This is a genomic window from Arthrobacter sp. NPDC057013 (genome assembly GCF_042674585.1).
Taxonomy (GTDB): domain Bacteria; phylum Actinomycetota; class Actinomycetes; order Actinomycetales; family Micrococcaceae; genus Arthrobacter.
The window spans coordinates 48098-62178 of the sequence record NZ_JBHUSE010000006.1 but is presented as its reverse complement, the minus strand read 5'-3'; the positions used below and the strand labels follow the sequence as shown (position 1 = coordinate 62178).

General features: G+C 67.9%; 18 protein-coding genes and 1 riboswitch. Of the genes, 15 read left to right on the top strand and 3 right to left on the bottom strand.

Going from position 1 to position 14081, the window contains the following annotated elements; translation table 11 throughout:
- Positions 1-130 precede the first annotated feature (130 nt).
- The 4 genes from ACFTSA_RS10400 (at position 131) to ACFTSA_RS10385 (ending at position 2414) form a co-directional block, all read left to right on the top strand.
- On the top strand, positions 131-730 hold the full coding sequence (locus ACFTSA_RS10400; RefSeq protein ID WP_377951192.1) for a GDSL-type esterase/lipase family protein: 600 nt from the start codon (positions 131-133) through the stop codon (positions 728-730).
- Positions 731-820: 90 nt separating this feature from the next.
- The gene (locus ACFTSA_RS10395) at positions 821-1648 is read left to right on the top strand and encodes a DUF4097 family beta strand repeat-containing protein (protein WP_377951191.1); all 828 of its coding nucleotides are present in this window, start codon (positions 821-823) and stop codon (positions 1646-1648) included.
- Positions 1648-2253, top strand: a complete 606-nt coding sequence (locus ACFTSA_RS10390) for a PadR family transcriptional regulator (RefSeq protein WP_377951190.1) — start codon at positions 1648-1650, stop codon at positions 2251-2253. Before ACFTSA_RS10395 ends, ACFTSA_RS10390 begins: the two co-directional genes overlap by 1 nt.
- A gap of 86 nt (positions 2254-2339) precedes the next feature.
- Entirely contained in the window at positions 2340-2414 is a 75-nt protein-coding gene (locus ACFTSA_RS10385; protein ID WP_369299106.1) for a 50S ribosomal protein bL37, read from the top strand.
- 85 nt (positions 2415-2499) lie between these two features.
- Here ACFTSA_RS10385 and rsrA read toward each other — a convergent pair whose 3' ends face one another.
- Together rsrA and ACFTSA_RS10375 are read right to left on the bottom strand one after the other, a co-directional pair.
- Complete coding sequence (rsrA, locus tag ACFTSA_RS10380) at positions 2500-2760, bottom strand: mycothiol system anti-sigma-R factor (protein WP_377951189.1); 261 nt, start codon at positions 2758-2760, stop codon at positions 2500-2502.
- A complete protein-coding gene (locus ACFTSA_RS10375; RefSeq protein ID WP_377951344.1) occupies positions 2757-3485 on the bottom strand; it encodes a sigma-70 family RNA polymerase sigma factor in 729 nt (242 codons plus the stop codon). Before ACFTSA_RS10375 ends, rsrA begins: the two co-directional genes overlap by 4 nt.
- A gap of 420 nt (positions 3486-3905) precedes the next feature.
- Between ACFTSA_RS10375 and ACFTSA_RS10370 the strand changes: the two genes are divergently transcribed.
- The 9 genes from ACFTSA_RS10370 to ACFTSA_RS10330 all read left to right on the top strand — a co-directional run bounded on the left by ACFTSA_RS10370 (position 3906) and on the right by ACFTSA_RS10330 (position 12075).
- The gene (locus tag ACFTSA_RS10370) at positions 3906-4475 is read left to right on the top strand and encodes a DoxX family protein (protein WP_377951188.1); all 570 of its coding nucleotides are present in this window, start codon (positions 3906-3908) and stop codon (positions 4473-4475) included.
- Between the two features lie 6 nt (positions 4476-4481).
- On the top strand, positions 4482-5888 hold the full coding sequence (aroA, locus tag ACFTSA_RS10365; RefSeq protein WP_377951187.1) for a 3-phosphoshikimate 1-carboxyvinyltransferase: 1407 nt from the start codon (positions 4482-4484) through the stop codon (positions 5886-5888).
- A complete protein-coding gene (locus ACFTSA_RS10360; protein ID WP_377951186.1) occupies positions 5872-6987 on the top strand; it encodes a ribosome small subunit-dependent GTPase A in 1116 nt (371 codons plus the stop codon). The genes aroA and ACFTSA_RS10360 overlap by 17 nt, the downstream gene beginning before the upstream one ends.
- Positions 6988-7053: 66 nt before the next feature.
- Positions 7054-7866 (top strand): histidinol-phosphatase, encoded by an 813-nt coding sequence (gene hisN, locus ACFTSA_RS10355; RefSeq protein WP_377951185.1) that lies wholly within the window; start codon positions 7054-7056, stop codon positions 7864-7866.
- A gap of 181 nt (positions 7867-8047) precedes the next feature.
- Positions 8048-8161, top strand: a riboswitch (SAM riboswitch).
- 34 nt (positions 8162-8195) lie between these two features.
- Positions 8196-9614: an aminotransferase class V-fold PLP-dependent enzyme gene (locus ACFTSA_RS10350; RefSeq protein WP_377951184.1), complete on the top strand. Its 1419-nt coding sequence runs from the start codon at positions 8196-8198 to the stop codon at positions 9612-9614.
- A gap of 100 nt (positions 9615-9714) precedes the next feature.
- On the top strand, positions 9715-10509 hold the full coding sequence (locus ACFTSA_RS10345; protein WP_377951183.1) for a class I SAM-dependent methyltransferase: 795 nt from the start codon (positions 9715-9717) through the stop codon (positions 10507-10509).
- 10 nt (positions 10510-10519) lie between these two features.
- The gene (locus ACFTSA_RS10340) at positions 10520-11233 is read left to right on the top strand and encodes a metal-dependent transcriptional regulator (protein ID WP_377951182.1); all 714 of its coding nucleotides are present in this window, start codon (positions 10520-10522) and stop codon (positions 11231-11233) included.
- A 6-nt stretch (positions 11234-11239) separates the two neighbouring features.
- On the top strand, positions 11240-11713 hold the full coding sequence (locus ACFTSA_RS10335; RefSeq protein WP_377951181.1) for a fluoride efflux transporter FluC: 474 nt from the start codon (positions 11240-11242) through the stop codon (positions 11711-11713).
- Positions 11710-12075: a fluoride efflux transporter FluC gene (locus ACFTSA_RS10330; protein WP_377951180.1), complete on the top strand. Its 366-nt coding sequence runs from the start codon at positions 11710-11712 to the stop codon at positions 12073-12075. The genes ACFTSA_RS10335 and ACFTSA_RS10330 overlap by 4 nt, the downstream gene beginning before the upstream one ends.
- On the opposite strand, the gene ACFTSA_RS10325 is transcribed toward ACFTSA_RS10330, so the two are convergent.
- Positions 12062-13450, bottom strand: coding sequence for an MFS transporter (locus ACFTSA_RS10325; RefSeq protein WP_377951179.1), 1389 nt, complete (start codon positions 13448-13450; stop codon positions 12062-12064). The genes ACFTSA_RS10330 and ACFTSA_RS10325 overlap by 14 nt on opposite strands.
- A gap of 22 nt (positions 13451-13472) precedes the next feature.
- Between ACFTSA_RS10325 and ACFTSA_RS10320 the strand changes: the two genes are divergently transcribed.
- Both ACFTSA_RS10320 and ACFTSA_RS10315 read left to right on the top strand, forming a co-directional pair.
- Complete coding sequence (locus tag ACFTSA_RS10320; protein WP_377951178.1) at positions 13473-13835, top strand: hypothetical protein; 363 nt, start codon at positions 13473-13475, stop codon at positions 13833-13835.
- Positions 13836-13919: 84 nt separating this feature from the next.
- Positions 13920-14051, top strand: coding sequence for a hypothetical protein (locus ACFTSA_RS10315; protein ID WP_377951177.1), 132 nt, complete (start codon positions 13920-13922; stop codon positions 14049-14051).
- The last annotated feature ends 30 nt before the right edge of the window (positions 14052-14081 follow it).

The following is a 14081-nucleotide window of genomic DNA, read 5'->3' as shown; positions in this document are numbered from 1 at the left end:
CCCGGCCGGACGGTGACATACCGTTCCAGCCGGGCAGTTCTGTTTAATCGGCGTGAGTTAATGGACCTTTAGTGTTGGCACGCAAACGGTCCGTATCCGGGACACGCCCTCCCCAAGTGAAGAGGTTGTAGTGGAAGACAGGAAGCTGCGGATTGCAGCTGTTGGAGATGAACTGCTCGCCGGGCTCGGCGATCCCCGGGCGCTGGGATGGCTGGGCCGGGTGCTCGCCCGTACGCCCCAGGACGGCATGACGGTGGAGAGCTTCTCCCTTCCGTGCCCGCAGGAGGGCACCGAGGGCCTGTCGGCGCGCTGGCTCGAGGAGGCCGGCCGCAGGTTCAGCGATCTCCATGAGAACCGCCTCGTCATCGGGCTCTCCGGCCGGGACATTGAGTTCGGCCTGTCCACCGCCCGGAGCCGGCTCAATCTGGCCAACATCCTGGATTCGGCTACTCAGAAACGGCTGGAGGTCTTCGTCGTGGGGCCGCCGCCCACGCTGGATCCGGTCCAGAACCACCGCCTCGGCGAGCTGAACACCGCCTTTGCCGACGTGACCACCCGGCGCAAGCACCTCTACGTGGACACGTTCTCACCGTTGCTGAATCATGAGCAGTGGCGCCAGGACCTCGCAGCCAACGGCGGCTCGCCGGGGCAGGCAGGGTACGGGCTGATGGCCTGGCTGGTGCTCCACCGCGGGTGGTTCCAGTGGCTGGGAATGGACACGCCCGAGTAGGAAAATCCTCTCGCGATATATCTTGATCTTCCGGCGCCGGCGTACTAGCGTGGCTCCCAGAGTCACGATATATCGCAAGTGGAGGGGATCATGGAAGAGAACTCCTGGACCGTCACCGGCCCGCAGACCATTGATGTCGACGGCGTCTCCCACCTTAAGGTGGGCATCGTCCGGGGCAGGCTGGACATCGTCACGCACGATGACGCCGTGGTCCGCATCGAGGTGTCGGAGGTGGTCGGGGATCCGCTGGCGGTCTCCGTGACGGGCGGGCGCCTCGAAGTCCGCCATCAGCTACACGGACCGCAGGGCTGGTTCAAGAACCTGATGGAGTCAGTCAACAACAGCAGCAACAACTCCGTGGTCATCAGCATCGCGGTCCCCGCCGGCGTGGAAGTCGAGGCGGGCACCGTCAGCGGGGACGGCCTGGTCTCGGGTGTCCGCGGACGGACCCGGCTTAACACCGTGACCGGCTCGCTGCTGGCCGACGGGACCTCCGGTGAACTGCACGTCAACACCGTCAGCGGCGAAGTGATCGCCCGCAACCACAGCGGCGTCCTGACAGCCAAGAGCGTCTCGGGCGAGGTCACGGCGTCCGGCCGATTCACCAACATCCGGGCCAACACCGTCAGCGGCGACATGAGCTTTGACCTGCACGGCTTCACCCACGACTTCGGCGCGAACTCGGTGTCCGGGGACCTGACCGTCCGCGTGCCGCATGACGTCGGCGTGGACATCGTGGCCCAGTCGGCCAGCGGGCCGGTGATCATCGACGACCGGAGGTACGGCCACCCGGGCGGCAAGGTGCAGACCATCTCGGGCCCGGACGCCAACCTCATGCTGGTCCGGACCAACTCGGTATCCGGGAAGACATCCATCTTCCACGGACAGGCACCGGCCACCGAGAAACAGGCGCTCTGATGCCTCCCGTCTTTGCCCACGGCGCCCTCCGGCTCTATCTGCTGGCACTCCTGGAGGCTGGCCCCAAGCACGGGTACGAACTCATCAAGGCGCTCAGCGACCGCTTCGGCGGCACCTACTCCCCCAGCGCCGGCACCATCTATCCCCGCCTGGGCAAACTGGAGGAGGAAGGCCTCGTGGCCACCGAAAGCCAAGGGCGCCGCACCAACTACCGCATCACCGCCGCGGGCCTGGCTGAGCTGGACAGCCGGCGCGAGGAGCTGGAGACCGTGGAGAACGACATTGCGGCCTCCGTCCGCCGGCTCGCCGATGACCTCCGCGCCGAAATCCGCGGCAACATGCGCGGGCTCCGCGCGGACCTGGCGGCCACCGCGGAGGCGGCTCGCGCCGCTGCCCGAACGGCGGACCTGTCCGGCCAGGGCCGCTACACAGCCGAGGGGCAGCGCATGCTCAAGGAAGCGGAGATGCTGCTGCAGGCGTTCCGCGACGACATGCGCACCGAGCTTCGCCTGCACACCAGCGCCCGGCCCATGACGCCCGTCGCCCTGGAAACGGTGCGGACAGTCCTGGACCAGGCCCGCGTCTCGATCCGCAACTGCCTGTAGGGCAACCCGCCCGGTTCGCGGCCTGTCCGCTGATATGGGAGACTGGAGGGCAACTCTTTTGGGTAACGAAATTAAGGAGGCCAGCTATGAGCAAGCGTGCACGTAAGCGTCGTGACCGTAAGCGCGGCGGCGCGAACCACGGGAAGCGCCCCAACACCTAAGCCACGGCTTGAACCGAAGCTTAAACGCGATGCCCCCGCTACCGGCAAGGTAGCGGGGGCATCGCGTTTTAAGTAGGGAATCCCGTCAGGCGTCCACCGGCCGGATGGTGTGGATCCGTTCCAGAATCGCGTTCTTGAGGTTTTCCGGCGCCGCCTCGGTGCAGGAGCGCTTCACCACTTTGCGGATGACACACTCAAAATCGTACTGCTCGGCGCATTCCGGGCACTCGTCGAGGTGCTGCTTGATCTCCGCAAGGTCGCCGCGGGTCAAAGCTCCGTCCAGATACTCGTAGATGCGCTGCATCCTTGTGTCATCGCAATCGCCCAATCCCTGGCAGTCGCTCATTTCCCGTTCTCCTGTTTGTTGCTTTCCGTTGCCGCCGTGGCGTCTGCAGCAGCCTTGAATCCCCGGTCCGCGGCATAGTCCGCCAGCATGTCACGCAGCATCTTCCGGCCCCGGTGGAGCCGGGACATCACGGTGCCAATGGGGGTGTTCATGATGTCCGAAATTTCCTTGTACGCGAAGCCCTCAACGTCGGCGAAGTACACGGCCAGCCGGAACTCCTCCGGGATGGCCTGCAGGGCACGCTTGACGTCCGAATCCGGCAGGTGGTCCAAAGCCTCCGCCTCGGCGGACCGAAGACCGCTGGAGGTGTGGGACTCGGCACGGGCAAGCTGCCAGTCCTCGATGGTGTCCGAATTGGACTGCAAGGGCTCCCGCTGCCGCTTCCGGTACAGGTTGATGTAGGTGTTCGTCAGGATCCGGTACAGCCAGGCCTTCAGGTTGGTGCCCGGCTTGTACTGATGGAACGCCGAGAACGCCTTTGTGTACGCCTCCTGCACGAGGTCCTCGGCATCGGCAGGGTTCCGCGCCATGCGCATGGCCGCCGAATACAGCTGGTCCACGTACTGCATGGCGTCACGCTCAAACCGGGCCCGGCGCGCTTCCGCGCTCTCGGAGCCGACGTCGATAGCCTCTGCAGCTTCGGCGGCGGGTGACGTGCCATTCTCCGGGATGCCGTTGGCGGCGTCCTCCTGTGTGGCCTGTAGGGCCGGATCCACGGTGCTCATTGCCTTCAAGTCTACGTTGATCAGCGGCGTCCGCCCCTGACGGCGTGCCGTGCCGTACCCGGTGCCCGGGAAAGCACTCCCGGCCTCAAGCTCGTCGGCTTCCGGCACCACAAACGGCCCCATCCTGGCGGTCCTTCGCACCCCCACAGCTTCCTTCACCAAAGTCAATGCTCCATCTCCACTCCGCCTGATAAGACCTGCCCGATGAGACCCGCGTTCGAGCGGCGGTCCGCGCTCCTGCCGGTTTCCGGCCATGCCCCAGCCGCCGCTGAACACCGGAAACTGTTCAGAACGCCGCCTGCAGACTGCTTCCGGCCTAAGGTGCACAACGACGCGCGGTGGGCAAATATTCCGCAAAAGTGCAAGACTAGAACCGACTCCGCCGCGGCCACCGCGGCTCGGCCATCCAGGAGGAAATTCATGTCCTTTGTCCGCTTTTTTGCCCGGCCGATGCTGGCCTCAAGTTTCATCCTCGCCGGAACGGACAAGCTCAGGAATGCGGACGACACCGCGCAGCAACTGTCGCCCCTCCTGCGCCGTGCCTCTGAAGCCCTGCCGTTCCAGACGGACGAGAAGGTGCTGGCCCGGATCATCGGCGGCACGCAGGTGGGCGCCGGCGTCCTCTTCGCGCTCGGCAAATCCGCCCGGCTGGCGGCTTCGGTGCTGGCCGTCATCTCGGCGCTGAACGCCTTCGTTGAATGGCGCAGCGCCGACATCAGCACCAAGGAGGGCCGCCAAGCCCGCCGCACCCAGCTGCTCAAGAACATCACCCTCACCGGCGGAGTGCTGCTCGCGTCCGTGGACACGGCCGGCAAGCCCAGCCTTGCCTGGCGCGCGGAGCACGTCGCTGCCGACGCGCGGAAAACCGCCAGCCACCTCGCCGCCGACGCACGCAAGACCACCGGCAAGAAGCTGCACAGCGCCAACAAAGTGGTCCGCAAGGCCGACAAGGCAGTCCGCAAGGCTGTTGACCACGCAGTGGGGGCATAAACAGGAATGACAGCATCACCCATGGGCGCGTCCGCTGACACCTCCGGCGCTGCTCCGCACTGGCCCGCGCCGTTTGCGGAGCAGCCGGTTGACGCCACGGTCCGCGTGCCGGGCTCCAAGTCGCTGACCAACAGGTACCTGGTGCTCGCCGCACTGGCCGACGGACCGTCCAGGCTCCGGGCGCCGCTGCATTCCCGCGACTCGGCGCTGATGATCGCCGCCCTGCGGCAGCTTGGCGCGGACATCCGGGAAGTGCCGGGCGATGGCGCCTTCGGCCCGGACCTGGAGGTGACGCCGATTCCGGCCGGCGCCGGCGGTGCCGACGTCGCCATCGACTGCGGCCTGGCCGGGACTGTTATGAGGTTTGTTCCGCCGCTGGCCGCGCTCCGCAGCGGTGCCACGTTATTCGACGGCGATCCCCACGCCAGGGAGCGCCCGATGGGGACCATCATCGAGGCACTTGCGGGCCTCGGCGTACCCATCAGCGGCAAGGACGGCGGAACGCCCGCTTCGCTTCCGTTCCGCGTTGAAGGCACCGGGCAGGTGCGCGGCGGGCACCTCGTCATTGACGCCAGCGCCTCCTCCCAGTTCGTCTCCGCGCTGCTGCTGGTGGGGGCACGGTTTACGGACGGCCTGCATCTGGAGCACTCCGGCAGCACCGTGCCGAGCCTGGACCACATCAACATGACCATCGCCACCCTGCGAGGCGCTGGTGTGGTGGTGGATGACTCCACGCCCAACCACTGGATTGTGAACCCCGGCCCGATCCGCGCCTTCGACCAGCGGATCGAGCAGGACCTGTCCAACGCCGGCCCGTTCCTGGCGGCCGCGCTGGCCACCGGGGGCACGGTACGGATTCCGGACTGGCCGGAGCGCACCACTCAGGTGGGTGACATGTGGCGCAGCATCCTCAGCGACATGGGCGCGGCCGTCACCCTGCAGGACGGCACCCTGACCGTGACCGGCGGCAGCGAAATCAAGGGCGCGGACTTCGACGAAACCAGCGAACTGGCGCCTACCGTCGCCGCACTCTGTGCGCTGGCGTCCGGGCCCTCGCGGCTGAGCGGCATTGCCCACCTCCGGGGCCATGAGACGGACCGGCTCGCCGCGCTCGTCACGGAAATCAACCGCCTCGGCGGCGATGCCGAGGAAACCGCCGACGGACTCGTCATCCGGCCCGCGGAACTGCACGCCGGTGTGGTGCACAGCTACGCGGACCACCGGATGGCCACCGCAGGGGCCATCCTCGGCCTGGCGGTCCGGGGCGTGGAAGTGCAGGACATCGCCACCACATCCAAAACCATGCCGGACTTCCCCAAGCTGTGGGCGGACATGCTCGGCCAGCGGACCGGCGCTGTGACAAACACAGCAATGACCAACACCGCGGGGACCACCGGTGGCACGCAGCACTGATTCCTGGGACGAATCCGACGTCCGGATCCGGCCGAACAAAAAAGGCTCCCGGCCCCGGACGAAGGACCGCCCCAGCCATGAGGACGCAGTCACCGGGCGGATCATCACCGTCGACCGGGGGCGTTACACGGCAGTCGTCGGCGAGGACTCCGGGCACGAGCGGACGGTCATCGCCGCCCGCGCGCGGGAACTGCGCCGCTCCCCCGTCGTCGCCGGCGATTTCGTGTCCCTCGTGGGCGACGTGTCCGGCGCGCCGGACACCCTCGCCCGGCTCGTGAAAATCCAGGACCGCAAGACCCTGCTGCGCCGCAGCGCCGACGACACCGATCCGGTGGAACGCGCCGTTGTGGCCAACGCGGACCAGTTGGTGGTGGTGGTCGCCGCCGCCAACCCCGAACCCCGCACCGGCTTCATCGACCGGGCACTGGTGGCGGCCTACGACGCCGGCATCGAACCGCTGCTGCTTGTCACCAAGGCGGATGTCAAGGACCCCACCGAGCTGCTGGGCAACTACCGGCACCTCGACTTCCCCGTCATCATCAGCCGCACCGCCGATTCCGACGCGTCCGGCATCGATGCCCGGTCCGACGACGGCCTCTCCGCCCGGCTCGACGTGGCCGCCGTGTCCGAACTCCGCGCCCACCTGGACGGCAAAGTGACAGTGATGCTGGGCCATTCCGGCGTCGGAAAATCCACCATGGTCAACGCGCTGACCGGCGCCGAACGCGCCACCGGCGGCGTCAACGCCGTGACGGGCCGCGGACGGCACACGTCGTCGTCGGCCCTCGCCCTCAAGCTCGCTGACGCCCCCGCCGGGAGCTGGATCATCGACACGCCGGGCATCCGTTCCTTCGGGCTGGCCCACGTGGACCCGGACCGGATCCTGCATTCCTTCCCCGACCTTGAGCCGGGCACCGAGGCCTGCGAACGCGGCTGCAAGCACGACGCCGCCGCCGTCAACTGCGGCGTGGATGCCTGGGTCGCGGCTGGCAACGCCGGCCCCACGGGAGCGGCCAGGCTCGCGTCCCTGCGCCGCCTGCTGGGCACCGACCCGCGCACGGAGGGCCAGGAGACCAAGGAACTCGGCAGCGTCGGCTAGCCTTCCGTGGCGCAGCCCGGCGGCTGCCTCCCCGCCCCGCCGGGCCTTTGAGGGTAGTTTGGAACCATGACCCAACCCGCTTCAACGTACAACGATGACCTGCGTCTGGCCCATGTGCTGGCCGATTCCGTGGACGACCAGACCATGAGCCGGTTCAAGGCGCTGGACCTCAAGATCGAGACGAAGCCTGATCTGACGCCGGTCACCGATGCGGACAAGGCCGCCGAGGAGTCCATCCGCGGCCAGCTGTCCCGTTCCCGCCCCCGTGACGCCGTGCTCGGTGAGGAGTTCGGAAGTTCCGGCCACGGTTCCCGCCGCTGGATCATCGACCCCATCGACGGCACCAAGAACTTCGTCCGCGGGGTGCCGGTGTGGGCCACATTGATCGCCCTCGTCGACGAGGGCGAACCCGTCGTGGGCGTGGTCAGCGCCCCGGCGCTCGGCAAGCGCTGGTGGGCCGCCAAGGGCGCCGGCGCCTACTCGGGCCGTTCCCTGGCCGCCGCCACCCGGCTCAAGGTATCCAATGTGTCCAGCCTCGCCGACGCCTCGCTGTCCTATTCCAGCCTCGGCGGCTGGAAGGACCGCGGCAACCTCGGCGAGTTCCTGCAGCTCACCGAGGATGTGTGGCGCACCCGCGCCTTCGGCGACTTCTGGTCCTACTGCATGGTGGCCGAAGGCGCGGTGGACATCGCCTGCGAACCGGAACTGAACCTCTACGACATGGCGGCGCTGGTGCCGATCGTGACCGAGGCAGGGGGCCGTTTCACCTCCCTCGAAGGCACGGATGGCCCGTTCGGCGGCAACGCCCTCGCCACCAACTCGATCCTGCACTCGGAAGTCCTGAAGCGGCTGAACCCGCAGCTGGACGATTTGCTCTAGCCCTACCCCGGAGCCGGCCCGGCGCCATTGTGCTGAATATTACGACGGCGGTCGCCCCCTTTTGGTGGCGGCCGCCGTCGTTTATTCGGCCGAAGGCCCGATATCCGGGTTGCGTAATAATCCACTTAACATTCCGGAGCGGCTTTTTCATCGGCCGGCCAGATGTCTTAGTCTCGTAACAGGTCACGAGTGCCAGCGCTAAACCCCGGTTAGCTGGCCGGCAACCCTCCATTCGCGGTGGGGTGCCCCGGGTGACGACCAGGCCGATCCGGAACGGACCCGGCAAGCGCGGATCCCCGTCACGTGGGGTCCTTTCCCAGTGAGGTCCCATGACGACTGCGATCATTTCATCCACCGAGTCTTCTGCCGCGGACGCGGCCCTGCTGGACGGCCGATTCGCCGCCGCCGGCCGTCCCCTGGCCGCCGTCACCGGCGCGGAAATCCAGGCTCCGCTGATCCAGGGCGGCCACGTCCGCTACGCCAACCTCGACTACGGCGCCTCCGCGCCCGCCCTGTCCGTGGTCTCTGCCTACCTCAACGAGATCCTGCCCTACTACGCGAGCGTGCACCGGGGCGCCGGCTACGCCTCGCAGATCAGCACCTCCGTGTACGAGAACGCGCGCGACATCGTGCGGGAGTTCGTGGGCGGCCGCGCCGATGACGCCGTCATCTTCACCCGGAACACCACCGACTCCCTCAACCTCCTGGCCGGCTGCCTGCCGGTGGAGGACCACCACCACACCGGTGAAGTGCTGTATCTGGACATCGAGCACCACGCCAACCTGCTGCCGTGGCAGGGCGTGCCGCACCGCAGCGTGGTGGCCTCGGAAACGCTGGAAGCCACCATCAGCAGCCTGCGTGCGGAGCTGGAGCACGGCGATGTCAGCCTCCTGGCCGTGACCGGCGCGTCCAACGTCACCGGCGAAATCCTTCCGATCCGGCGCCTCGCTGCACTGGCCCACGAATACGGCGCACGGATCGTGGTGGACGCCGCTCAGCTCGCGCCGCACCGCCGCGTCAACATCGCCGCGGACGACGTCGACTACCTCGCCTTCTCCGGCCACAAGCTCTACGCCCCCTTCGGCGCCGGCGTGCTCATCGGCCGTCCCGACTGGCTCGACGCCGGCACGCCCCATCTCGCGGGCGGCGGCGCGGTCAGCGAGGCAAGGCTCGACGGCGTCAGCTGGGCCACCGGCCCCGCCCGCCACGAGGGCGGCTCACCCAACGTGCTCGGCGCAGCCACCCTGGCCCGGGCAACCCAGGTCATCGCTGCCCTGGATCCGCAGAGCTGGCACGCCCATGAGGCTGCCATCCGGTCCTTCCTCGTCGAGGGGCTGCGCAGGATCGGCGGCGTCACCGTCCACCAGATCTTCGAGGACAGTGACCCGGACGATGCCATTGGCGTGGTCAACTTCTCCGTGGAGGGCTACGACGCCGGGCTCGTGGCCGCTTACCTGTCGGCCGAACACGGCGTGGGCCTGCGCGACGGCCGCTTCTGCGCGCACCCGCTGCTGAAGCGCCTCGGCCTGCCGTCCGGTTCCCTGCGCGCCAGCTTCGGTGTGGGATCACGGCTCGAGGACGCCCAGCGGCTGCTCGCCGGCATCGAGGAGCTCCGCCGCTCCGGCCTCGGCTGGGACTACGTGGTGGATGCCGGACGCTGGGTTCCGGCGAACGACACCCGCACCTACCCCGAGTGGGCACCCAACACGCCAGGCACTGCCGGCGCCGCGCCCTGCATCCAAGACTGACGGGCATCCAAGACTAAGCGCCACCCGGGCTCCCCTGCCAGCGGCCTCCGTACGGTAAATTCGAAAGGTAATTTTCGACGTCGGGCTAAGGAGACTGTGCGTGGCACGGGGCGGTCCCAAACTTCATCACGTGCGCCGGCGGGAGCTTGGGCAGAGCTTCCAGGACGGCGGCGAACACTATCACCGCGTCCGTCCCGGCTACCCTGACGATTCCGCGGACTGGCTCATCCCGGCCGGGGCCAGCACGGCCGCCGACATCGGCGCCGGAACCGGTAAATTCACGGCCCTTCTGGTGGAACGCGGGCTCAGCGTCAGCGCGGTGGACCCTTCCGTGGACATGCTGGAACAGCTCAGCCGTGTCTTTCCAAGCGGCGCCTACCCCGGTGTCCAAATTCTGGAAGGGACCGCGGAGGCGACCGGACTGCCCGGGGCCGCGTTCGACGTCGTCTGCGTTGCCCAGGCCTGGCACTGGTGCGACCCGCTGCTGGCCAGCACCGAGATTGCGCGGATCCTCAAGCCCCGCGGTGTGCTGGGCCTCATCTGGAACCAACTGGACACCTCCGTGCCGTGGGTGCACCGGCTGTCCCGCATCATGCACGCCGGCGACGTCCACAAACCCGATTTCCGCCCCAAAATCGGCCCGGAATTCACGTCACTGGAAAGCCACCTGACGCGGTGGGAGGATCCTGTCACCCCGGACGACATCCTCGAACTGGCCAAGTCGCGCAGCTATTACCTCGCGGCCAACGACGCCACCCGCGCCAAGGTGACCCACAACCTGTCCTGGTACCTGCACGAGCACCTCGGGCATGCCGAAGGCGAACTGCTGCGGCTCCCCTACCTCACCCAGACCTGGCGGGCCGTTCGGGCTGAGCGCCCTGGCGGCAGCAGGTAGGCTTGAAGCTGTGAAGACCAGTACGCCCTCCTCCTCGATCGAGGACTACGTTAAGGTCATCTATTCCTTCACGGAATGGCAGGAGAAGCCCATCACCTCAACCCAGCTTGCACAGCGCCTCGGGGTGGCCAACTCCTCCGTCTCAGAAATGGTGCGCAAGCTCAAGGACCAGGGCCTGGTCCTCCACAAGCCGTACAGCGCCATCACACTCACGCCCCAGGGCGTCCGGCTTGCCCTCTCCATGGTCCGGCGGCACCGCCTGATTGAGACATACCTGGTCAAGGACCTCGGATACAGCTGGGACGAAGTCCACGACGAGGCAGAGCAGCTGGAACATGCGGTCTCGGACACGTTCATTGAGCGGTTGGCAGCCCGGCTGGGCAACCCGTCCAGGGACCCGCACGGCGATCCCATCCCCGCGGCTGACGGAACGGTCCGGATGCCGTCCGCGCACCGGATGATCGAGCTCGACGACGGCCACACCGGCAGGATCACCCGGATCAGCGACGAAAATCCCGAGCTGCTGCGCTACCTTGCCGCGGAAAAGATCAGCCTGGACGCCGACGTCGAGGTGCGCGGCCGCAAGCCCTTCGGTGGCGCGCTCGTGGTCCGGATCGGTTCCCCCGGGACCAGCCGGGAAGTTGACCTGGCCGACGAAGTGGCCGCTGCGCTCTGGATCCACAGCGATTCGGCGCATCCCGGCTGCCGCATGGCCGGCCTGTAGGCACAGGTGCGCGCTCCCCTCACCGGCCGCACCGGCACAGCTTCCAGGTCGGGCTCCGGCTACGGCTGGCGGGTCTGGGCCGCTGTGGCGGCCGGCGGGCTGCTGGGCACGGAACTCCGTTACGTGCTGGGACTGCTGTTTCCGGACCGGCAGGGAGACCTGCCGTGGGCAACGCTTTCCATCAACATTGCAGGCAGCTTCGTGCTGGCGGCCCTCACCACCATCTGGATCGCGCGGCCGCACACCGCGTTCTGGCTCCGTGCCGCCATCGGGCCGGGCGTGCTGGGCTCATTCACCACCTTCTCCGCCGTCGTGTTTTCCACGGACCAGCTGACCCGCGGTGGCGTCCCCGGCCTCGCGCTCCTCTATCTGGGGCTGTCCGTGCTGCTGGGCCTCGCGGCGGCGGCCGCGGGCTGGCGGGCCGGCAAGCTGCTCGGGGATCCCAGTGCTTTCCCCGGCACCGGCGGGAGGCGTCCGTGACGGCGCTTCTGGTGGGTTTGTTTGGCATCGCCGGAGCCCTTCTCAGGTTCGCCGTGGACGGCTGGCTCGCCGGTTTCCCGTCGCCGCGGCGCCACTGGCCCTGGGCAACACTGCTGGTCAATGTGGCCGGCTCATTCGTGATCGGCGTGTCCGTCGGCGCCGCTGCGGTGTTCGGCCCCGAGTGGCACGCTGCCCTGGCCACCGGGTTCGCCGGCGGCCTCACCACTTTCAGTTCCTGGACCACCGCCACGGTCCGGCTGGCCAGTGAACGGCGCTATCTCGCCGCCGCTGCCAACATCCTCGCCAACCTGCTGCTGGGGTTGGCTGCGGCCGCGGCCGGAATCGCGGTCAGCGGCGGCTAACCGGCACCGGGTTGCGGATTCCGACGGCGGAACTGGCCGCTCCCAGCAGCAACAGCGCAGCCGTCGCCAACAGCGCGCGGTGCAGACCCGGCGTCGTCAGTTCCGGACCGACGATGAAGCCCGCAAACGCGATGCAGACCAGGCCGGCGATCCTCGAAACCGCGTTGTTCACCGCGGAACCCACGCCGGCCTGCCTCTCCGGGACCGATCCCAGGATGGCTGCCGTCAGCGGTGCCACGGTCATGGAAAGGCCGAGGCCGAAGACCAGCTGCCCGGGCAGGACCTGGGTCCAGTAGTTCAGGGAGCCGCCAACGGACAGGGTGAGCAGGAAGCCGGACGCACACAGCACCGGCCCGGCGGTCATGAACCACCGCGGCCCGTACTTGCCGGCGAGGCCGCCGAAGGCGGATGCCAGCAACATCAGGATCACCGTCGAGGGCAGCAGTGCCAGGCCGGCGGTGGTCGCCTTCATGCCGCCAACCTGCTGGATGTAGATGCCCAGCGCAAAGAACCCGAGCGAGAACCCGCCGTAGATCGCGGCCGTGGCGATGTTGCCCCAGCCGAAGTTCCGCACCGTGAACATGCCCAAGGGCAGGAGCGGCGCGGCGGTCCGCGATTCATGGCGAAGGAAAAGCACCGTGGCCGCAACGCCGGCGGCCAGCGGCAGCCAGACCTGCGGGCTGCCCCAGCCTGCAGTCCCCTGCTCGATCAGGGCGTAGACCGGACCGCCCAGCGCGACGACAGCAAGGAGAGCCCCCGCAATGTCGATGCGGCCGGCAGCGTCGGGGCCGCCGTCGGCCTTCCGCAGCCGGGCCAGCACGGGCCAGATGGCCACCGCCGGCAGGACGTTGATGAAGAAGATGACCCGCCACGAGAGCAGGTCCACCGATACCCCGCCGATCAAGGGGGCCACGATGGCGGCGGCGCTTGTCCAAGCCGACCATTTCCCGATGGCCGCACCTTGTCTGCCGCTGTCGAAGTGGCTGACGATCAGCGCCAGCGAGCTGGGCACCAGGAGCGCACCGGCCACTCCCTGCAGCCCCCGGCTGACCACCAGTACTTCGGCGGTCCATGCTGCACCGCAGAGGACCGAGGTGAGGGCAAACCCGCCCAGGCCCCACTGCAGCACACGCACCCGTCCGAAATGGTCTGAGAGCGAACCGGCCGCCAGGATGAGTGCGCCCAGCGTCAGGAGGTAGGCATCCACCACCCACTGCTGGATGCGGAGTCCGCCGCCGAGGTCCCGGCCGATGGCTGGCAGCGCCAGGCTGACGACAAAGCTGTCCAGGATCGCCATGAAGGACGCCACGATCGCCACAGTCAATACCTGTCGCTGGAGGCGCGTGGGCGCGGTGGTCTGGCTGGCATCGCTCATGACTTACCGTATCGTGGACTGGATGATCAGCAGACGTGATGCGGCAATTGCCCTGGATGTACCACTGGAAATGGCCCAGCGCCACGGCATTCCGAAGCTACTGACCGAAGCCGAGCTGGGCGAGCTGCTGGACAATCCCCCCGCCTGGCTCGTCCAGTCCCGCGCCAACCGGACCGGGAAAAGGCCGGTGTGGGTGCACCTCGTCTGCGCGGTCTGCGGATACGAGGAGGCGGCCCGGCCCAAGAAGTGGTGGCCCGATTTCACGTACGTCGTGTGCGACCATCACCGCACCTCCGAGGTTCCGCCGCCGGCGCCCGGATCCGTGCGGAGCGAGTTCGACGGCGTGGGCACCAGGTTCGTGGGAATCGCCGACGTCGCGGGCTGACAGGGCAGTTACATTTGGGCTGCAACAGGCGTAACTTACGTAGGGAGGGGCACCCTCCTGGCCCCTCGGACGAGGGAGCACGCCATGCCGGACAAGTCGCCGCACCAGCAGCAGAAAAAAGCAGGCAAAACCATCAAACAGAAACGCGCGGACAAGAAGGCCAAGGCCCCGCATGAAGGAGCCGCGGACCCTGTGGCGCATTTGAAGAAACGCTGATTGCCTAACAGCACCGAACGGGGTGGCCAG

Coding starts and splice junctions, on each gene's coding strand:
- ACFTSA_RS10395 (WP_377951191.1), top strand. CDS start 821: ATGGAAGAGAACTCCTGGACCGTCACCGGCCCGCAGACCATTGATGTC.
- ACFTSA_RS10390 (WP_377951190.1), top strand. CDS start 1,648: ATGCCTCCCGTCTTTGCCCACGGCGCCCTCCGGCTCTATCTGCTGGCA.
- rsrA (WP_377951189.1), bottom strand. CDS start 2,760: ATGAGCGACTGCCAGGGATTGGGCGATTGCGATGACACAAGGATGCAG.
- ACFTSA_RS10375 (WP_377951344.1), bottom strand. CDS start 3,485: ATGAGCACCGTGGATCCGGCCCTACAGGCCACACAGGAGGACGCCGCC.
- ACFTSA_RS10370 (WP_377951188.1), top strand. CDS start 3,906: ATGTCCTTTGTCCGCTTTTTTGCCCGGCCGATGCTGGCCTCAAGTTTC.
- aroA (WP_377951187.1), top strand. CDS start 4,482: ATGACAGCATCACCCATGGGCGCGTCCGCTGACACCTCCGGCGCTGCT.
- hisN (WP_377951185.1), top strand. CDS start 7,054: ATGACCCAACCCGCTTCAACGTACAACGATGACCTGCGTCTGGCCCAT.
- ACFTSA_RS10350 (WP_377951184.1), top strand. CDS start 8,196: ATGACGACTGCGATCATTTCATCCACCGAGTCTTCTGCCGCGGACGCG.
- ACFTSA_RS10325 (WP_377951179.1), bottom strand. CDS start 13,450: ATGAGCGATGCCAGCCAGACCACCGCGCCCACGCGCCTCCAGCGACAG.
- ACFTSA_RS10320 (WP_377951178.1), top strand. CDS start 13,473: ATGATCAGCAGACGTGATGCGGCAATTGCCCTGGATGTACCACTGGAA.
- ACFTSA_RS10315 (WP_377951177.1), top strand. CDS start 13,920: ATGCCGGACAAGTCGCCGCACCAGCAGCAGAAAAAAGCAGGCAAAACC.